General features: G+C 58.5%; 18 protein-coding genes. 13 read left to right on the top strand and 5 right to left on the bottom strand.

Annotated features, from left to right (window positions below; translation table 11 throughout):
- Positions 1–4: 4 nt before the first annotated feature.
- Genes glnB through luxS form a run of 3 tightly spaced genes read left to right on the top strand, consistent with a single transcriptional unit; the run spans position 5 to position 1,524 of the window.
- A complete protein-coding gene (gene glnB / locus ACTG2T_RS06170; protein ID WP_005308848.1) occupies positions 5–343 on the top strand; it encodes a nitrogen regulatory protein P-II in 339 nt (112 codons plus the stop codon).
- Between the two features lie 50 nt (positions 344–393).
- Positions 394–996, top strand: a complete 603-nt coding sequence (locus tag ACTG2T_RS06165) for a transglycosylase SLT domain-containing protein (protein WP_330124933.1) — start codon at positions 394–396, stop codon at positions 994–996.
- An 18-nt stretch (positions 997–1,014) separates the two neighbouring features.
- Positions 1,015–1,524, top strand: coding sequence for an S-ribosylhomocysteine lyase (luxS, locus tag ACTG2T_RS06160; RefSeq protein WP_005340462.1), 510 nt, complete (start codon positions 1,015–1,017; stop codon positions 1,522–1,524).
- A gap of 325 nt (positions 1,525–1,849) precedes the next feature.
- Here luxS and tppF read toward each other — a convergent pair whose 3' ends face one another.
- Entirely contained in the window at positions 1,850–2,464 is a 615-nt protein-coding gene (gene tppF / locus ACTG2T_RS06155; protein ID WP_201296147.1) for a type IVa pilus pseudopilin TppF, read from the bottom strand.
- Positions 2,465–2,505: 41 nt separating this feature from the next.
- Here tppF and ACTG2T_RS06150 point away from each other — a divergent pair, with 41 nt between their 5' ends.
- From ACTG2T_RS06150 to deoD, 7 genes are all read left to right on the top strand, one after another.
- The gene (locus tag ACTG2T_RS06150) at positions 2,506–3,279 is read left to right on the top strand and encodes a TatD family hydrolase (protein WP_330124893.1); all 774 of its coding nucleotides are present in this window, start codon (positions 2,506–2,508) and stop codon (positions 3,277–3,279) included.
- Between the two features lie 222 nt (positions 3,280–3,501).
- Positions 3,502–4,776, top strand: a complete 1,275-nt coding sequence (locus ACTG2T_RS06145; RefSeq protein ID WP_005340466.1) for a NupC/NupG family nucleoside CNT transporter — start codon at positions 3,502–3,504, stop codon at positions 4,774–4,776.
- Positions 4,777–4,901: 125 nt separating this feature from the next.
- A complete protein-coding gene (locus ACTG2T_RS06140; RefSeq protein WP_005340467.1) occupies positions 4,902–5,072 on the top strand; it encodes a XapX domain-containing protein in 171 nt (56 codons plus the stop codon).
- 424 nt (positions 5,073–5,496) lie between these two features.
- Positions 5,497–6,270: a deoxyribose-phosphate aldolase gene (gene deoC / locus ACTG2T_RS06135; protein WP_005340468.1), complete on the top strand. Its 774-nt coding sequence runs from the start codon at positions 5,497–5,499 to the stop codon at positions 6,268–6,270.
- A gap of 109 nt (positions 6,271–6,379) precedes the next feature.
- A complete protein-coding gene (deoA, locus tag ACTG2T_RS06130) occupies positions 6,380–7,711 on the top strand; it encodes a thymidine phosphorylase (RefSeq protein WP_236341709.1) in 1,332 nt (443 codons plus the stop codon).
- Positions 7,712–7,725: 14 nt separating this feature from the next.
- On the top strand, positions 7,726–8,934 hold the full coding sequence (locus ACTG2T_RS06125; RefSeq protein ID WP_139408470.1) for a phosphopentomutase: 1,209 nt from the start codon (positions 7,726–7,728) through the stop codon (positions 8,932–8,934).
- Between the two features lie 75 nt (positions 8,935–9,009).
- Positions 9,010–9,726, top strand: a complete 717-nt coding sequence (gene deoD, locus ACTG2T_RS06120) for a purine-nucleoside phosphorylase (RefSeq protein ID WP_005340471.1) — start codon at positions 9,010–9,012, stop codon at positions 9,724–9,726.
- A 67-nt stretch (positions 9,727–9,793) separates the two neighbouring features.
- Here deoD and ACTG2T_RS06115 read toward each other — a convergent pair whose 3' ends face one another.
- Positions 9,794–10,414, bottom strand: coding sequence for an AhpA/YtjB family protein (locus ACTG2T_RS06115; protein ID WP_005340472.1), 621 nt, complete (start codon positions 10,412–10,414; stop codon positions 9,794–9,796).
- Positions 10,415–10,534: 120 nt separating this feature from the next.
- On the opposite strand from ACTG2T_RS06115, the gene serB reads away from it, so the two are divergent.
- On the top strand, positions 10,535–11,545 hold the full coding sequence (gene serB, locus ACTG2T_RS06110; protein ID WP_330124892.1) for a phosphoserine phosphatase SerB: 1,011 nt from the start codon (positions 10,535–10,537) through the stop codon (positions 11,543–11,545).
- A 28-nt stretch (positions 11,546–11,573) separates the two neighbouring features.
- The gene (locus ACTG2T_RS06105; protein ID WP_330124891.1) at positions 11,574–12,479 is read left to right on the top strand and encodes an alpha/beta hydrolase family protein; all 906 of its coding nucleotides are present in this window, start codon (positions 11,574–11,576) and stop codon (positions 12,477–12,479) included.
- Positions 12,480–12,534: 55 nt separating this feature from the next.
- Here the strand turns inward: ACTG2T_RS06105 and ACTG2T_RS06100 are convergent, their stop codons facing one another.
- Entirely contained in the window at positions 12,535–14,913 is a 2,379-nt protein-coding gene (locus tag ACTG2T_RS06100) for a PilZ domain-containing protein (RefSeq protein WP_330124890.1), read from the bottom strand.
- A gap of 100 nt (positions 14,914–15,013) precedes the next feature.
- Between ACTG2T_RS06100 and radA the strand changes: the two genes are divergently transcribed.
- Positions 15,014–16,381 carry a DNA repair protein RadA gene (gene radA / locus ACTG2T_RS06095; RefSeq protein ID WP_005340481.1) on the top strand — a complete coding sequence of 456 codons (1,368 nt, stop codon included), beginning with the start codon at positions 15,014–15,016 and terminating at the stop codon, positions 16,379–16,381.
- Positions 16,382–16,462: 81 nt separating this feature from the next.
- On the opposite strand, the gene ACTG2T_RS06090 is transcribed toward radA, so the two are convergent.
- Together ACTG2T_RS06090 and ACTG2T_RS06085 are read right to left on the bottom strand one after the other, a co-directional pair.
- Entirely contained in the window at positions 16,463–16,843 is a 381-nt protein-coding gene (locus ACTG2T_RS06090) for a PilZ domain-containing protein (RefSeq protein WP_005340482.1), read from the bottom strand.
- Positions 16,844–16,943: 100 nt separating this feature from the next.
- The gene (locus tag ACTG2T_RS06085) at positions 16,944–17,426 is read right to left on the bottom strand and encodes an Rsd/AlgQ family anti-sigma factor (protein ID WP_005348975.1); all 483 of its coding nucleotides are present in this window, start codon (positions 17,424–17,426) and stop codon (positions 16,944–16,946) included.
- Positions 17,427–17,640 lie beyond the last annotated feature (214 nt).

Genomic DNA, 17,640 nt, shown 5'->3' with positions numbered 1-17,640 from the left:
CACCATGAAGAAGATTGAAGCCATCATCAAACCGTTCAAGCTGGACGATGTGCGCGAGGCCCTGGCCGAGATCGGCATCAACGGCATGACCGTATCCGAAGTCAAAGGCTTCGGCCGCCAGAAGGGCCATACCGAGCTCTATCGCGGAGCCGAATATATGGTCGACTTCCTGCCGAAAGTGAAGGTGGAGCTGGTGGTGCAGGACGAGGATCTCGATGCCTGTCTGGAAGCGATCCAGAACACCGCCCGCACCGGCAAGATTGGTGATGGCAAGATCTTCGTCTGCGAGGTGGAGCGTGTCATTCGTATCCGTACCGGCGAAGAGAACGAAGACGCGATCTGACCTTGGCTATCTCTTTACCTGACCAGAGGTGCGAAGTGCTGCCTCATTTGATGAGGTGGCTGCGCTTCGTGGTGGTCGCCAGCCTGTTGGCGGGCCTGAGTGCTTGCAGTACCCGTCCACCTGCTCAGCCGGAGAATCTGTGCCAGATCTTTCGCGAGAAGCCGGAGTGGCATAAAGCCGCGCTCAAGATGAACGAGAAGTGGGGGACGCCGATCCATGTGGTGATGGCCATGATGTATCAGGAGTCCTCGTACGTACATGATGCCCAGCCGCCGATGCAGTATTTCCTCTTCATCCCGACCGGGCGGGCCAGTTCGGCTTATGGTTATGCTCAGGTCAAAGATGAAACCTGGGCGGATTACCAGCGGGAAACCGGCAACAGCTGGAGTGACCGCGATGATTTTGCCGACGCCATCGATTTTATGGGTTGGTACACTAACAAAGCCCAGCGGCTCAATGGCATCTCCAAGTGGGATGCCTATGGCCAGTACCTCAACTATCACGAAGGGTGGGGTGGCTACCGGCGTGGCAGCTATCGCAGCAAGGGGTGGTTGATGAAGACCTCTCGCAAGGTAGAGGCTCGCGCCCAGCGCTACGGCGCCCAGTACCGTCAATGCAAGGGTCAGCTCTCCCGCGGGGGCTGGTTCTGGTAACCAAATCAGGAGTCAGAAATGCCGTTATTGGACAGTTTTACCGTTGACCACACCCGTATGGAAGCGCCAGCGGTGCGTGTGGCCAAGACCATGCAGACCCCGAACAAGGACACCATTACCGTGTTCGACCTGCGTTTCTGTGTACCGAACCAGGAGATCCTCTCCGAGCGCGGTATCCATACTCTGGAGCATCTGTTCGCCGGTTTTATGCGTGATCACCTGAACGGCAACGGCGTGGAGATCATCGATATCTCTCCCATGGGTTGCCGTACTGGTTTCTACATGAGCCTGATCGGCGCGCCGGACGAAGCCCGTGTTGGCGCAGCCTGGCAGGCGGCCATGAGCGACGTGTTGACCGTGCAGGATCAGGCCAAGATCCCCGAGCTGAACGAGTATCAGTGCGGCACCTACAGCATGCACTCGCTGGAAGAGGCGCACGCCATCGCCCGTCATGTGCTGGAGCGCGGGATCGGCGTTAACCACAACGACGAGCTGGCCCTGCCGGAAGAGAAGCTGAAGAGTCTGTGAGGCTGATGAGCTGTCGCTCATCGGATAACCTCTTCAGGATATGTTAAAAGAGCCGGTCAGCCATGCTGACCGGCTCTTTTTTATCTCGCCCGACCGCCATAGTGGGGATGGCTTGCTCACCTTGCCGACTCTGATTAGGATGGTTTTTGAACCGAATCCGTTGGCGGAGGTGTGACGATGAAGGGGATATTGCTGCGTTGGCTGGCCCGTTATGACGCGTGGTGCGAGGAGTGGGGGCTCACTCAGGAAAACCGGCGCTGCTGCACGCCGGTTCGTTATGATGATGATTCAAGCAAAAAGCGAGATTGCGCAGAAGAGGCTGAGCTCAATCAAAATTGCGGGTCACGGCACCGGTAACACTGTTGTACTCGAAGCCGAGGCCGTTGGGGTGATCCGGGAAGCGGCCGATAGAATCGCGAAGAATATAACGGCAGTTATCGTGACGTAGCCCCCCGTCAATTTGGTCATCTGCAGCAATGATCTCAGAGGTGTAGTCTGTGTCCGTATTTTTGTCTGCTAGGTCAGGAACGGTTTGATTGGTATCAAGTAATCCAGTGAAAAGTAGTTTGCAGTCATCCGGGCTACTGACCGATATCTGGTCACTTGTGCCTCCGGGGAAAACAATATCAACACCTTGATTACCCTGATCCTCTTTTGTCCCCACAGGCCAGCCGTAGTGGTTGATATCCAAATCTTTATTGCCCATCCCACTGAAGTTATACAGTGCGAGGTCTTGTCCCTGCACTTTCACCGCCCAGCCAGCATGAGCCAGCTGAACTGCACTGGCAAAGCTGCCTGCGGTCGCCGAGACAGTGCTTTTCAGGGCATCATCCTTGATATTGATAAAGCGGGGCAGGGCGGTGACGGCCAGGATCCCCAGCACTATGATCACCAACACCAGTTCAATCAGGGTAAAGCCGTTGTTTTTGTTGTTTATCATGTTCAATGACCCATTAAATACCGCAAACAGGTGTGAGTGATATGCAGCTGATAGATACCCATTGCCATCTCGACTTTCCGGTGTTCGACCAGGACAGGGAGGCACTGCTGGCCCGTTGTCGGGCATTAGGGGTGACGGAGTATATCATTCCTGCCATCGCAGAGGATAACTGGACTCGTGTGATGGCACTGGCAGATCAGCATGACGGCCTCTTTTACGGTCTGGGCATTCATCCCTGGTATGCCGATGAACAGCGGGAGGGGGTGATGGAGCGGCTGCGAACGCTGGTAATGAGCCAGCCTGCAGGGCTGGTGGCCATAGGCGAGTGTGGGCTGGACCTCCGTTCTCACGTGCCGCAGGAGGGGCAGCTTGCGCTGTTTGAGGCTCAGATCCGGCTGGCTGCCGATGTCGGGCTTCCCCTTATGATCCACTCGGTGCGCGCCAATGACACTGTGGCCAAGCTGTTGCGCCGCTTCAAGCCGCCACGTGGCGGGGTGATCCATGCTTTCAGCGGTTCGTTGCAGCAGGCGGAGGCCTTCTGGCAACTGGGCTTTCGACTCGGGGTGGGCGGGGTGATCAGTTTTGAACGGGCGAACAAGACGCGAGAGGTATTTCGGGCTATGCCGCTCGAGGCTCTGGTGCTGGAAACCGATTCGCCCGATATGCCCTTACAAGGTGAGCAAGGCACCCGGAATACCCCGGAAGCGCTGCCGAAAATAGCGGAAATATTGATGACATTGCGGGAGGAATCATCAGCAGATGTTGCCAAGGTGTTATTTGAAACTGCCCGACATATTTTCCATCACGACCAATAGCCATGAAACAATTTCGCAACACCTGATTTAGTTGTCAGGAAAAAAAATGAGCGTAAAAATCGTTTGCTGTCTAATTTTGTGACACTTGGACATTTTGATAACGATAAAATGTGACCAGCATTCTATTTTATCGGACTTTAATTAGTATAATGCGCTCCCCTTGATTAGTTGGGTTTGATAACAACTCGCTAACAAGCCAGGTGCTACTAGAGGAAGATAATAATGAATTTGTTCATGGGTCTGGTAGGGATGGCGACGCTCGTCCTTATCGCGGTGCTGTTCTCCAGCAATCGCAAGGCAATCAACGTCCGTACCGTTGTCGGTGCGTTCGCAATTCAAGCCGGTCTGGGGGCGTTTGTTCTCTATGTTCCGGTTGGTCGCGATATCCTGGTCGGCGTGTCCGACGCGGTATCCAGCGTGATCAGCTACGGCCAGAACGGGATCGACTTCCTGTTTGGCGGTCTGGTCAGCAACAAGATGTTTGAAGTGTTCGGTGGCGGCGGCTTTGTCTTTGCCTTCCGTGTTCTGCCGGTCATCATCTTCTTCTCTTCCCTGATTGCAGTGCTCTACTACCTGGGCATCATGCAGATGGTCATCAAGTTGCTGGGCGGCGGTCTGCAGAAAGTACTGGGTACTTCCCGCACCGAATCCCTGTCTGCAACTGCCAACATCTTCGTCGGTCAGACCGAAGCGCCGCTGGTGGTTCGTCCCTACATCGCCAAGATGACTGACTCCGAGCTGTTCGCCGTCATGTGTGGTGGTCTGGCTTCCGTTGCCGGTTCCGTACTGGCTGGTTACGCCTCCATGGGCGTGAAGATGGAGTACCTGATTGCTGCCTCCTTCATGGCTGCACCGGGTGGTTTGCTGTTCGCCAAGCTGCTGGTTCCCGAGACCGAGACCCCGAACTACGACGAAAGCTCTGCCGATGCCGAGCTGGATGACAAGCCTGCCAACGTCATTGACGCTGCTGCTGCTGGCGCCTCTGCCGGTATGCAACTGGCCCTGAACGTCGGCGCCATGCTGCTGGCCTTCATCGGTCTGATCGCCATGATCAACGGTATCTTCTCCGGTGTGGGTGGCTGGTTCGGTTATCCGCAACTCTCTCTGGAACTGCTGCTGGGCTGGATCTTCTCCCCGCTGGCCTTCCTGATCGGTGTGCCCTGGAATGAAGCAGTGGTTGCCGGTTCCTTCATCGGTCAGAAGCTGGTAGTGAACGAGTTCGTGGCTTACCTGAACTTTGCTCCGTACCTGAAAGACGAAGTGCTGATCAACGGTGTGGCCATGTCCGATCACACCAAGGCGATCATCTCCTTCGCGCTGTGTGGTTTTGCCAACCTCTCCTCTGTTGCCATCCTGCTGGGTGGTCTGGGGTCCATGGCGCCGAACCGCCGCGGCACCATTGCACGCTTTGGTCTGAAAGCCGTACTGGCTGGCTCTCTGTCCAACCTGATGTCTGCCACTATCGCAGGCTTCTTCCTGGCACTGTCCGGCATGTAATCGCCGCCTGACTGACAGGGTATAAACACGAACGCCACGGCATCTGCCGTGGCGTTCGCGTATGGAGCGGTGACAACCGTTTTCCTATCTAAACTAATAATAAAATGAGTCAAATCGGAGGTTATATGAATGAAGTGCTACTGGCGATGGTGGCCGGCTTTATAGTTGGTTTGTTGTTTTCTTTCCTCAAATTGCCGATCCCGGCGCCTCCCGTTTTGTCCGGGGTAATGGGGATCGTCGGGGTCTATCTGGGGGGATTGGCCTACTCCTGGATCCTGACTCGTTTCTTTTCGTAAGGCTTTTTTAGACCTGGATTTGCCAGATGTGAGGTACCTCTGAAATTGGCAAATCCGGCTTGCAAACAGGGGGTATCTCGGCTGAAATAGGCGTTGCCAGCAGGGTGCTGGCAATGACTAATACTCGATGAAATCGGGTGTTGGCGGTCAAATGGAATTGATTGGGAAGTCGGGTCAGATGTTGTCGGCCTTTCTCAAGTCTTCATGGAACCAAGTCCGCACTTTTGTAAGAAAGTGACAGGGCTCTTGCCTTATTTACAGTCGCAGTGCCTGCAGGGTGTTTTGAATAGCATCCCGATAGTGCCGGTGCCTTCGCACTGTAATTCCATTCCCGTATAGCTGGGGATTACTGCCTGTGCATCCATCGCTGGATGGTATGGTGGTGCCCGGTTATCTGGATTAAATCGAGACTTTGGAGAACAGAATGACTGATCTGAAAGTGGCCGCTCAGCGCGCCCTGAACCTGATGGACCTGACCACCCTGAACGACGACGATACCGATCAGAAGGTGATCGACCTGTGCCATAAGGCCAAGTCACCGGCTGGCCTGACCGCCGCTGTCTGCATCTACCCCCGTTTTATCCCTATCGCTCGCAAGACACTGCGTGAGATCGGCGCTGCCGATGTGCGCATTGCGACCGTGACCAACTTCCCGCACGGCAACGACGACATCGAGATCGCCGTGGCCGAAACCCGTGCAGCTGTCGCCTACGGTGCTGACGAAGTGGACGTGGTGTTCCCGTACCGCGCCTTCATGGCTGGTAATGAACAGATCGGTTTTGATCTGGTCAAAGCCTGTAAAGAGGCCTGCGGTGCCAACGTGCTGCTGAAAGTGATCATCGAAACCGGCGAGCTGAAAGAAGAGGCGCTGATCCGTCGCGCTTCCGAAATCTGTATCGATGCCGGTGCCGACTTCATCAAGACCTCCACCGGCAAGGTGCCGGTCAATGCGACCCCAGAAGCGGCACGCATCATGATGGAAGTGATCAAGGCCAAGAATCCGAAAGTCGGCTTCAAGCCAGCTGGTGGCGTTAAAGACGCAGCCGTTGCCGGTCAGTACCTGGCTATGGCCGAAGAGATCCTCGGCAACGACTGGGTGTCCGCCCGTACCTTCCGCTTTGGTGCATCCAGCCTGCTGGCCAGTCTGCTGGCCACTCTGGGGCATGGCGACAAGCCAGCCAACACCAGCGGTTACTAATAGGTTGATGAGAGGGCGGACTGCTGTCCGCCCTGTTAGCCCCCACCATGCGGTGTGCGGGCAAGGATTCAGGCTTGTGTAACGCCAGCAATGGCGGAGGGAATGAAAGATGTTTTTGCCTCAAGAAATTATTCGCAAGAAGCGCAACGGTGAAGCGCTCAGTACCCAAGAAATTCAATTCTTCGTTCAGGGCATTACCAATAACACCATCGGCGAGGGGCAGATTGCCGCGCTGGCGATGGCGGTCTACTTCAAAGACATGACCATGGATGAGCGGGTTGCCCTGACCTGCGCTATGCGCGACTCCGGCATGGTATTGACCTGGGATCACCTCAATCTGGGTGGCCCGATTGTTGACAAACACTCCACCGGCGGTGTGGGTGATGTTGTCTCCCTGATGCTTGGCCCGATGGTCGCTGCCTGCGGCGGTTTCGTGCCGATGATCTCCGGCCGTGGCCTGGGCCACACCGGCGGTACCCTCGACAAGCTGGACGCCATTCCCGGCTACCAGACCTCGGTCGACAACGACCGTTTCCTGAAAGTGGTGAAAGAGGCGGGTGTCGCCATCATCGGTCAGACCGGCGATCTTGCCCCCGCTGACAAGCGTATCTATGCAGTACGTGACATCACCGCCACCGTTGAATCCATCGCGATGATCACCGGCTCCATCCTCTCCAAGAAGCTCGCCTCCGGGCTCGAAGCGCTGGTGATGGATGTGAAAGTGGGCTCCGGCGCCTTTATGCCGACCTTCGAAGCGTCTGAAGAGCTGGCCAAGAGCATTGTGGCCGTGGCCAACGGTGCCGGTTGCCGCACCTCTGCGCTCTTGACCGATATGAACCAGGTGCTGGCCTCCAGCGCCGGTAACGCGGTGGAAGTACGTGAAGCGGTGCGCTACCTGACCGGTGAATACCGCAACCCGCGCATCCACGAAGTGACCATGGCGCTGTGCGCTGAGATGCTGATCTCCGCCGGTCTGGCCAGCGACGAGCGCGATGCCCGCACCAAGCTGCAGACGGTGCTGGATAACGGCAAGGCGGCCGAGATCTTCGGTCGCATGGTGACTGGTCTCGGTGGCCCGGCCGATTTCATGGAGCGTTACGACGCTTACCTGCCCAAAGCCGCCATCGTGCGCCCGGTCTTTGCGGCCAACAGCGGCTTCGTGACCGCTATGGATACCCGCGAGCTGGGTCTGGCCGTGGTGGCGATGGGCGGTGGTCGCCGCGCTGCCGGTGACAAACTTGATTATGCGGTCGGTCTGACCGACTTTATCCGCCTGGGTCAAAGCGTCGATGCTGACAAGCCGATCGCGATGATCCACGCTCAGACTGAAGAGCAATATGCTCAGGCTGCCAGCATGGTGCAGGCGGCTGTCCGGATTGGTGGCGAGCGGCCGGAGGCACTGCCTGAAGTGTACCGCCGTATCACCCTGGCCGATTTGTAACAAGGGGAAGACCCATGAAACGTACCTTTATTCTGATGATGGACTCTTTCGGTATTGGCGCAGCTGCCGACGCCGACAAGTTCGGAGATGTGGGCGCCAACACCCTTGGCCATATCGCCAAGGCGTGTGCGGCAGGTGAAATTGAAGGCCGTGGCGCCCTCAATCTGCCCAACCTCAACAAGCTGGGTCTGGGCCACGCTTGCGAGCAGGCCTCCGGCTACTTCCCGGAAGGGCTGAAGAAAGATATCGAGGTGGTCGGTGCCTACGGCTTTGCGCAGGAGCTCTCCTCCGGCAAGGACACCCCGTCCGGTCACTGGGAGATCGCCGGTGTGCCCGTGCTGTTCGAGTGGGGCTACTTCAAGGATCACCACAACAGCTTCCCGCAGGAGCTGCTGGACGCCATCGTCGAGAAGGCTGGTCTGCCTGGCTATCTGGGCAACTGCCACGCCTCCGGTACCCAAGTGCTGGACGATCTGGGCGAAGAGCATATGCGCACCGGCAAGCCGATCCTCTACACCTCTGCCGACTCCGTATTCCAGATTGCCTGCCACGAAGAGACCTATGGCCTCGAGAAGCTCTATGAGCTGTGCCACATCGTGCGAGAGCTGCTGGAGCCCTACAACATCGGCCGCGTGATTGCGCGTCCGTTCGTGGGTACTGGCAAGGGCAACTTCAAGCGTACCGGCAACCGTCACGACTACTCAGTGCTGCCGCCGGCGCCGACTGTGCTGGATTACATGAAAGATGCGGGTGGTCAGGTGGTCTCCATCGGCAAGATCGCCGACATCTATGCCCAGCAGGGCATCACCAAGCAGGTGAAAGGGACCGGTCTGACCGAGCTGTGGGATCGCACGCTGGAAGAGGTGAAAGCGGCCGGTGACAACACCATCGTCTTCACCAACTTCGTCGACTTCGACTCCTCCTACGGCCACCGCCGTGACGTTGCCGGTTATGCCGGTGCGCTGGAGTATTTCGATTCCCGCCTGCCGGAGCTGTTTGAGCTGCTGCAAGATGGCGACGTGGTGGTGCTGACTGCCGACCACGGCTGCGACCCGACCTGGGGTGGTACCGACCACACCCGCGAATACATTCCGGTGCTGTTCTTCGGCAAGCCGGTCAAGGCCGGCTCCGTTGGTCGTCGCGAGACCTTTGCCGATATCGGCCAGAGCATCGCGGCTTACCACGGTCTGCCGAAACTGGCATACGGTACCAGCTTCCTGTAATTTACCCGCCCGCCACTTCGGCGGCGGGCAATTTATAAAACAATAAAACTCAACCTGTGTGAAGGAATCAAGAGAATGGCAACTCCTCATATCAATGCGAAAGATGGCGCCTTTGCTGATACCGTGCTGATGCCGGGCGACCCCCTGCGCGCCAAGTACATCGCTGAAACTTTCCTGGAGAACGTCGAGCAGATCTGCGACGTGCGCAACATGTTCGGCTTTACCGGTACCTACAAGGGCCGTCGTATCTCCGTCATGGGTCACGGCATGGGTATCCCGTCCTGCTCCATCTACGCAAAAGAGCTGATCACCGATTACGGTGTGAAGACCCTGATCCGCGTGGGCTCCTGTGGCGCTGTGCGTGAAGACGTGAAACTGCGTGACGTGGTGATCGGTATGGGGGCTTGCACCGACTCCAAAGTAAACCGTCTGCGCTTCAAGGATCACGACTTCGCTGCCATCGCCGACTTCGACCTGGTTGCCAATGCCGTGCAGGCCGCCAAGAACAAGGGCGTTGCCGTGCGCGTCGGTAACATCTTCTCCGCCGACCTGTTCTACACTCCGGACCCCTCCATGTTCGACGTCATGGAAAAATACGGCATCCTGGGTGTCGAGATGGAAGCCGCCGGTATCTACGGCGTGGCCGCAGAGTACGGTGCCAAGGCGCTGACCATCTGCACCGTCTCCGACCATATCCGTACCGGTGAGCAGACCACCTCTGAAGAGCGTCAGCTGACCTTCAACGACATGATCGAAATCGCACTGGATTCCGTCCTGCTGGGCGACAAGTAATTCCTTCGCGAATAAGAAACGGCGGCCTTCTGGCCGCCGTTTTTGTATCTGCTCTCTGGTTGCGCCATCAGTTTTCCGGAGGTGGCGAGGGGGGCGTACTCTTTTTCTTGTGCTTGCGTACCCGCATGTAGTTACGGCGCACGCCGTAGGAGATGAGCACCCCGGCCAGCAGGGCGACCAGCAGCATCAGGCGTTGTTTCTCCTGCACCACCTTGAGCCGGGTATCCTTGTCTGCCAGCATCTGCTGCTCTTCCAGGGTTATGCGCAGGAAGCCGATGGTCTGCTCGCCATCCCGGATCTCCTGCACGAACTGGATCCGTCCTTTGCCCTGCTCCGGCAGCGACTTGTTATCGCTGCCGATGGGCAGCAGGCTTTCCAGCGGCACCGCCTGCTCAGACTGGGCGAGGGGAATGCCGCGTCCGTCGTAGAGGGTGGCATCGAGGATCTCCGGCTCGGCTGCCAGATCCCGCGCCAGCCGCTCCAGCTCGCTGCTCTTCTCCTCCTTGATCCAGCGTTTCATGTCTCGGGCGGCATAGGCGACCAGCGCCTGCGCCCGGTTGCGCGCTTCGCTGTGCAGCGAGGCCTGGCTTTCACCCTGCATATGAATAAGCACACCGAGCACCCAGCATCCGAGCAGGATACCGGCACCCAGGCTGAGAACACGTTTGATGGGAAGATGACGCTGCAAGCGTGAGACCTCATGGTAACAAGGAGTGGCGGGATCTTGGCGCTTGCCTGTACAAAAAGCAATACGCTACTCTGGGCCAGCATTGTTAACCCCCTGATCACCAAGGAAGGCGTATCCCTTATGTTGTTGTCCCGGCTCCCCCCTCTGTTATCCGATTGGCCCGCGTTGTTGTCCGGCTCACCCTGTTGGCAGCTCAGCGCAGATGCGTTGCAACCGACAGAGACTCCGCAGGCTGGCGGCTGGTTGGTGCTATTTGGCAAGGGGCTGGGCGCCTCCCATCTGGCGTGTCTGTCACCTTTGTTGGCTGCACAGGGGTTGGCGGCCACCCTCTATCCTCCCACCGAGGTGGCGGGCGTGCCGTTGCTGCTGCTTGGCTGCGATCGCTTCTCTTCCGAGTTGGTGGCCGAGCTCAAGAGCGGTGAGTGGGAGATCGATCTCTGCCATCTGCCCGCGCTACCGACCCTGAACGAGCCCGGCCTGCTGGTGATGGACATGGACTCCACCGCGATCCGCATCGAGTGTATAGACGAGATTGCCCGCCTTGCCGGGGTTGGCGAGCAGGTGGCGGCAGTAACGGCCGCAGCCATGCAGGGCAAGCTGGAGTTTTCCGACAGCCTGCGCAATCGGGTGGCCCTGCTGGCTGGGGCGCCGGTCGCCATCCTCGACGAGGTGGCGGCATGGATGCCCTGGATGCCGGGCTTGCAGCTGATGGTCGATACCCTCAAAGGGGCGGGTTGGAAGGTGGCCATCGCCTCCGGTGGTTTTACCCGTTTTGCTGGCCAGTTGCAGCGCGATCTGGGGCTCGATGCCATCTTCGCCAACGAGCTGGCGGTGGAGGGGGGCCAGCTGAGCGGCAAGGTGAGCGGGCGCATCGTTGATGCCAGCGTCAAGGCCGAGGTGTTGCAGCAGCTTGCTCAGGAGTACGGCATTGCTGCCGACCAGACCGTGGCCATCGGCGATGGTGCCAACGATCTCAAAATGATGGGGGTCGCGGGCCTTGGCATTGCCATTCACGCCAAACCACTGGTGCGGGCGCAGGCGGCGGCCACCCTCAATCATCACGATCTGGAGGGGGTGATCTGCCTGCTGGCGGCGCGGGCCTGCAGCGAGCAACGTTGGGACCAGCGCTGACAGTGTTTCAAGGAGGAAACCAATAAAAATGGAATTGTCGCAGCAGTCTCTGTTTATCCCCTGTGGTGGCCATCAATTGCATGTGCGCCACATCAAACCCCGGGTCGCCGTGCATGGAGAGCCGATCCTGATGGTGCATGGCGCCATCGAGAACGGGCGGATCTTCTATACCGAATCTGGCAAGGGGCTGGCCTGCTTTCTGGCCCGTCACGGCTATCAGGTCTATGTGGCTGATTTGCGGGGGCGGGGGCTCAGCACTCCTGCCATCGCCGAGCAGGCGGAGCACGGGCAGCATGAGCTGATCACCGAGGATCTGCCCGCCCTGCAGCGCTGGATTGCCGAGCGCCATCATGGCTTCAAGGTGCACTGGGTGGCCCACTCCTGGGGCGGTGTCATCATGGCCTCGACCCTGGTGCGCTTCCCCGAGCTGGCGGAGCAGGTGGCCAGTCTACTGTTTTTTGGCACCAAGCGCGGCGTGTCGGTGCACAATCCCGAGCGTTGGCTGAAGGTGGATCTGATCTGGAATCGGCTGGCTCCCTGGCTGGCTCGCCGCCGTGGTTTTCTGGCGGCTCGCACTCTGAAGATCGGTGCTGACGACGAGCCGCTGCGCTATCTGCAGGAGACCATCCCCTGGGTCAAGTGCGGCCCCTGGCTGGATCCTCACGACGGTTTTGCCTATGACGAGGCGGCGGCACGGGTCAACTGGCCACCGCTCTGGATGATTTCGGCCAAAGCGGACAAGGTGCTGGGTCACCCGACCGATGTGCGCCGTTTCAGCGACGAGATGGGATCGGCCACGCGTCACACCCGATTGGGGCGGGATAACGGCAACCACCTCGATTATGACCACATCAATATGCTGACCGCCCCGCAGGCGCAGGAGGATCACTTCCCCCAGATCCTTGACTGGCTGCTCAACCCGCAGGCGGCATGACAAAAAAACAGGGCGCATCGAGCGCCCTGTTTCATTTCTGTATGTTCCGGGATCTTCAGTTCAGCGGCGGCGTGATGCCAAAGCGGAACAGGGTGGCCTGGGTGGTATCGGTCAGTTCTCCTACCCCCACCACGCTCCAGAGCTCCTCTTCCAGCTTGCGCGCCTTGTGGATGGCGAACTTGGCGATGTAGTCCAACTCGTTGGCGATGAAGTTGGTGTCGGGCCGTCCGGTACGGGAGATGCCGACCAGCACCGAGTAGAACTCCCCCTGTTGCTGCGCCAGCTCGATGAACTGACGCTTCTCTTTGAGGTTGGCAAAGCTGCTGGCCAGTCGGCTGCTGAAGATGGGCAGGCCGGCCTTGGTCTGGATGCTGGCGATATAGACCTCGTCTTCTCTCGGTTTGTCCTCCCGCTCGATGGCGCGCAGCGGGTTCATCAGCAGCTCCTTGAGCAGCTCCCCCTGAAACAGCGGATAGAGGTTCTCCTGCTCCGGCAGCTCGGCACAGGCTTGCAGCAACCGCTGCAGACTGCGCGGTTGCAGGGATTTGCCGATGGAGGCCGGTTTGGGGGCGCCTTTCAGCTTGTTGACATAGACCGGCGAGTTGAACAAGTGGTGGGTATAGATGTTGCGCAGTGCCCGCGCCAGCCCGCGATAGCGGCGCTGCTCCTGCGCCGCCTTGAGCTTGTTCTGGTTGCTCTCGATCAGCAGGCTGAAGAACTGGCGGCCGGTATGGCGATCCGAATCCCCTTCGATGCAGAGGTGCAGCACGGTGCGGGTCATGTTGAGGCTGACAAGCCGGTAGGAGAGGCGCTGCAGATCCATGCTCTTGGAGAGCTCCTGCAAGCGGGGCAGGGCGATGGTTACCACATCGTTCTTCTCGCCGATAAAGGCATCTTCCAGCTCGATTTGCAGGCCGTGAGTCGAGATGTCGCGGGTCCAGCCGATCCAGGATTTGCCGTTGTGATGGATGGCGACCGCGGTTTTGTGGATGTAGCGCGACTCCTTGCGCAGTTGAACATAGTGCAGGGTCTCGATCTCGAACGGGGCAACCCCCTGCTCGTGACCAAAGCGTTGCAGCTCGTTGGCGTTGTTGCTGACGCCTTCCTGATGGAACTCTTCCCGCTGGGACTCCAGGCCGATCTCCTGCAGCAGACCGCAGTAGCCGATCTGTTTGAGCCGCTCGAGCAGCAAGATATCTTGCAACTGCGGGTTGTCCTGCCCCTGCAGTTGCCCCACATCCGCCTCGACCAGATCGCATGCCTCCAGCGTGAACTTGTAGACACGCCAGCTGGGCCGGCGTGAGCCCACCTGGAAGAAGAGGGCGGTGAGGCCACTCTGGCGCAGTTCCTCGGCGGTGGCGGAGAAGAAGTAGATGTGGCTGCGCACCGTGTGGGTAAAGCAGTAGATGATGGTCTCGGTGGTGGTGCCGGGGGCCGGGCAGAGCCGTTTCATCCGCTCCACGCTGAAAAGGCCCGCGAGGGCATCGCGGTTTTTCTCATCGCGCCAATACTCCAGCAGGTGCTGGTTGTTTTCCGTACGCAGGGCTATCTCGAGATTGGGGCTGTCGCCGGTGCCGAAGAAGAGCGGCATGCCGGTCATTCGCGGCAGATAGAACTGCTCATACCCCTTGATGATGGCGGCGGAGAGCAGATAGTCGACGCTGACCCGATAGCGGATTTTGTTGGCGTCGATAAAGTCGCTGAGGAAGGCATCAAAGGCTGGCTGTTCGCCGGAGCGCACCAGTCGCAGCCAGTATTTCCCCTCTTTGCTCTCTTCGCCAAGGATCTGATAGCCGACCGGCTGGTGCAGCACCGGATTAGGGGTGTCCCGCTCCAGTCCGGTAAAGAAGACCTCCACCTGGGCGCCGGTGTGATAGTTCGGCAGATAGGGAACCGAGACCCGCATGCCACCCAGCGAGAGATCTGAACTCTTGGCGAACAGCTTCTCTCCGTCCTGAAACTTGATCAGCACCGGTGAGCTGAAGTGCATCCGCTCCTGGCGGCGGCCGTAGTAGCTGGCAAAGGCGATGGTGTTGACATCATATTGCCGGAAGGGGCTGGCCGGCGGAGACAGCTGACCATCCACGCGGGCGTTGTGGTGCTGTTTTTGCCACTGTTGCAGCGCCTCGTAGACACCGAGGGTATAGATATCGCGGTAGAGATAGCACTGGGACTGGAACAGGGCAATCGCATCGGCGGGCATGAAGTGAGTGATGCCGTCGAACTCATGTACCAGGCACTCATCCTCCAGCTCATCGCGCATGTCGATGACCCTGCGGCAGGGGGAGCACTTGCGCTTGAGCTCCATCTTGATCAGAAAACGGCTGTTGCTGTTTTCCTCCTGAGTCATGCGGTTGAAGATCTCCTCGAAATCTTTCTCCCGCAGCAAGGGGACGAGTTGTTCAATCAGATGTTGCTGGTGTTCTGAATCCATTTGTTCCTGCCACGGAAAGTCACTTTTCCGATTCTGGGTTTGATCTGTCGGTCGCAAACAAGTATATCAAGCAGGAATTCATCCTGTCCCCGAGTTATCAATGGCCAAAAATAAAACTGCTTATGTTTGTTCCGAATGTGGTGCCGACTTCACACGCTGGCAAGGTCAATGCAGCGAGTGCAAGGAGTGGAATACCATCACCGAGGTGCGCCTCGGCTCGGTGAGCCCAGCTGGCAAGAGTGCCCGTTACACCGGTTATGCCGGCGCGGTCGGCAGTCAGGTACAGACACTGGCAGAGATTGCCACCACCGAAATTCCCCGTTTTACCTCAGGTTTCAAGGAGCTGGATCGGGTGCTTGGTGGCGGTGTGGTGCCCGGCTCGGCCATTCTGATCGGCGGCAACCCGGGGGCGGGCAAGTCGACCCTGCTGCTGCAGACCATGTGTGGTCTCGCTGAACGGATGAAAACCCTCTATGTCACCGGCGAGGAGTCGCTCCAGCAGGTGGCGATGCGGGCCAACCGCCTTGGGCTGCCCACCGACAAGCTGCGGATGCTCTCCGAGACCAGCGTCGAGCAGATCTGCCTGATTGCCCAGCAGGAGCAGCCGCAAATCATGGTGATTGACTCCATTCAGGTGATGCATGTGGCGGATGTGCAATCGTCCCCCGGTTCTGTCTCGCAGGTGCGCGAAGCGGCGGCGCTGCTGACCCGCTATGCCAAGCAGAATCATGTGGCCATCTTCATGGTGGGCCATGTGACCAAGGATGGCAGTCTGGCGGGCCCCAAGGTGCTGGAACACTGCATCGACTGCTCTGTGCTGCTTGATGGTGGCCATGACTCCCGTTTTCGGACTCTGCGCTCCCACAAGAACCGCTTCGGCGCGGTCAACGAGCTGGGGGTTTTTGCCATGACCGAGCAGGGGATGCGCGAGGTGAGTAACCCCTCCGCTATCTTCCTCAGCCGAGGGCAGGAGCAGGCGCCCGGTTCCATCGTCATGGTTATCTGGGAGGGCACCCGGCCGCTGCTGGTGGAGCTGCAGGCGCTGGTGGACTACTCCCAGCTCTCCAACCCGCGCAGGGTGGCGGTGGGGATGGATCACAACCGGCTCGCCATGTTGCTGGCGGTGCTGCACCGTCACGGCGGGTTGCAGATGGCGGATCAGGATGTCTTCATCAACGTGGTTGGCGGGGTCAAGGTCGAGGAGACCAGTGCGGATCTGGCGCTGCTGCTGGCGATGGTCTCCAGCTTCCGGGATCAGGCACTGCCCAAGGATCTGGTGGTGTTCGGCGAAGTGGGTCTTTCCGGTGAAATTCGCCCGGTGCCGTCTGGCCAGGAGCGGTTGCAGGAGGCGGCCAAGCACGGTTTCCGCCGTGCCATCGTGCCGCACGCCAATGCCCCCAAGCATCCCATCGAAGGGATGGAAGTGGTGCCGGTCAAGAAGCTGTCTGAGGCACTCGAGGCGCTGTAATCTCTCAGCATTGCAATCGAGACAACAGCACAACGGAAAAAGAGCGCCTCGGCGCTCTTTTTTATGGGCTGGAACCTGCCATCAGGGCTGGCTATGTTCCAGATGTTCGCTCAGCAGTTGTTCCAGCTCGCGGTGGAGCAGCTCTTCGTCGCCGACGTTGAGCTCGATCATCCGCTTGAGGTGGGTGGCGCTGTCGATATCGATGTGGTGGCAGTAGAACCCCAGTTTTTTGCTGGCTTCGTGGGTCAGCTCGACCTGCATTTTGATCTCGATATCGCTACCGCTCAGGATAAAGCTGAGCTGGTACTCCTTGTTGTCACGGCTCTCCCAGTCGTCGGGGCGGATCAGCAGGGCTCCCTGCAAGGAGACGTCGACAAGCTGGGTCTGCCACTTCTGTTCCCCCTGGGTGAGTTCTGCCATGGTCAAGTAGAGGATCCGTGCAAAACGGCGGCGCTCAGACATGCTCATCTCCTGTATGCAATAAGTGTGGACGCTAGGGTCATTGCTCTGAGTGTAATCCACCTTGGTTGCCAGTATCTTGAACTTGCTCCGAAAATGGCATTCACGCTTGCTGGGTACTCAAGGATTCCACCACATGAAGCGCCTTGACCAGGCGGTCCTCCTGTTTGAACCGCTCTTCCAGAACCGGCCCCAACTCGTTGAGATCATCATCCAGTAGCAGCAATTGGGCCTCGTCGGCATCACTGTATTTGTCGTTGAACTCGAGGGCGAATTCAGTGCTGTTACGAATATGGGGATAGATGCGCTTGGCCAGCTCCAGTGTTTCGCCGCTGGCTTGCTCGAAGGCGGTGACGACGTGGTGGTAGATCTCGAAATGGCCTGCACTGACATAGTCGACCAGGCGGTCGCAAAACTGATGCAGCTCTTCTGTTTTGGGCAGGCTGCGTTGTTTGGTCCGCGCCGGAGTGAGGCCTGCCAGCTGCATGTATCCAACCAGCAACGCTTGCCTTGCATCCAGCCAGTCGTCGATAGCCTTATGCTTGCCTGCCAGCGCCTGCTTGGTCTGTTCCAGTTTCGTCAACATAATCCCTATCCCTCCGTGGGGCAAAGGCTGGCCGATTGTTCGGTATTCCGAGCCGTTTGAGCAGTGACACAACCTATAACTAGGGAAAATCTGGGCAAGCGTCAATAGCCATGGGGGGATAATGTTAAGTGGTGAAGAAATAGTCAGCGGATCGTGTCTGCGTGCTAGCAGGTTTCAGGCCTGCCCACGGTTTTTCGCGTGTGGAATGTGACTA

It is taken from the genome of Aeromonas sp. 75A, assembly GCF_051919425.1.
GTDB lineage: Bacteria > Pseudomonadota > Gammaproteobacteria > Enterobacterales > Aeromonadaceae > Aeromonas > Aeromonas veronii.
The sequence above is the reverse complement of the archived record's forward strand: the minus strand, read 5'-3'. Positions and strand labels throughout refer to the sequence as shown.

What these genes read in the sequence shown, in the direction of transcription:
- glnB (WP_005308848.1), top strand. Translation starts at nt 5, where the DNA reads ATGAAGAAGATTGAAGCCATCATCAAACCGTTCAAGCTGGACGATGTG.
- ACTG2T_RS06165 (WP_330124933.1), top strand. Translation starts at nt 394, where the DNA reads ATGAGGTGGCTGCGCTTCGTGGTGGTCGCCAGCCTGTTGGCGGGCCTG.
- luxS (WP_005340462.1), top strand. Translation starts at nt 1,015, where the DNA reads ATGCCGTTATTGGACAGTTTTACCGTTGACCACACCCGTATGGAAGCG.
- tppF (WP_201296147.1), bottom strand. Translation starts at nt 2,464, where the DNA reads ATGATAAACAACAAAAACAACGGCTTTACCCTGATTGAACTGGTGTTG.
- ACTG2T_RS06150 (WP_330124893.1), top strand. Translation starts at nt 2,506, where the DNA reads ATGCAGCTGATAGATACCCATTGCCATCTCGACTTTCCGGTGTTCGAC.
- ACTG2T_RS06145 (WP_005340466.1), top strand. Translation starts at nt 3,502, where the DNA reads ATGAATTTGTTCATGGGTCTGGTAGGGATGGCGACGCTCGTCCTTATC.
- ACTG2T_RS06140 (WP_005340467.1), top strand. Translation starts at nt 4,902, where the DNA reads ATGAATGAAGTGCTACTGGCGATGGTGGCCGGCTTTATAGTTGGTTTG.
- deoC (WP_005340468.1), top strand. Translation starts at nt 5,497, where the DNA reads ATGACTGATCTGAAAGTGGCCGCTCAGCGCGCCCTGAACCTGATGGAC.
- deoA (WP_236341709.1), top strand. Translation starts at nt 6,380, where the DNA reads ATGTTTTTGCCTCAAGAAATTATTCGCAAGAAGCGCAACGGTGAAGCG.
- ACTG2T_RS06125 (WP_139408470.1), top strand. Translation starts at nt 7,726, where the DNA reads ATGAAACGTACCTTTATTCTGATGATGGACTCTTTCGGTATTGGCGCA.
- deoD (WP_005340471.1), top strand. Translation starts at nt 9,010, where the DNA reads ATGGCAACTCCTCATATCAATGCGAAAGATGGCGCCTTTGCTGATACC.
- serB (WP_330124892.1), top strand. Translation starts at nt 10,535, where the DNA reads ATGTTGTTGTCCCGGCTCCCCCCTCTGTTATCCGATTGGCCCGCGTTG.
- ACTG2T_RS06105 (WP_330124891.1), top strand. Translation starts at nt 11,574, where the DNA reads ATGGAATTGTCGCAGCAGTCTCTGTTTATCCCCTGTGGTGGCCATCAA.
- ACTG2T_RS06100 (WP_330124890.1), bottom strand. Translation starts at nt 14,913, where the DNA reads ATGGATTCAGAACACCAGCAACATCTGATTGAACAACTCGTCCCCTTG.
- radA (WP_005340481.1), top strand. Translation starts at nt 15,014, where the DNA reads ATGGCCAAAAATAAAACTGCTTATGTTTGTTCCGAATGTGGTGCCGAC.
- ACTG2T_RS06090 (WP_005340482.1), bottom strand. Translation starts at nt 16,843, where the DNA reads ATGTCTGAGCGCCGCCGTTTTGCACGGATCCTCTACTTGACCATGGCA.
- ACTG2T_RS06085 (WP_005348975.1), bottom strand. Translation starts at nt 17,426, where the DNA reads ATGTTGACGAAACTGGAACAGACCAAGCAGGCGCTGGCAGGCAAGCAT.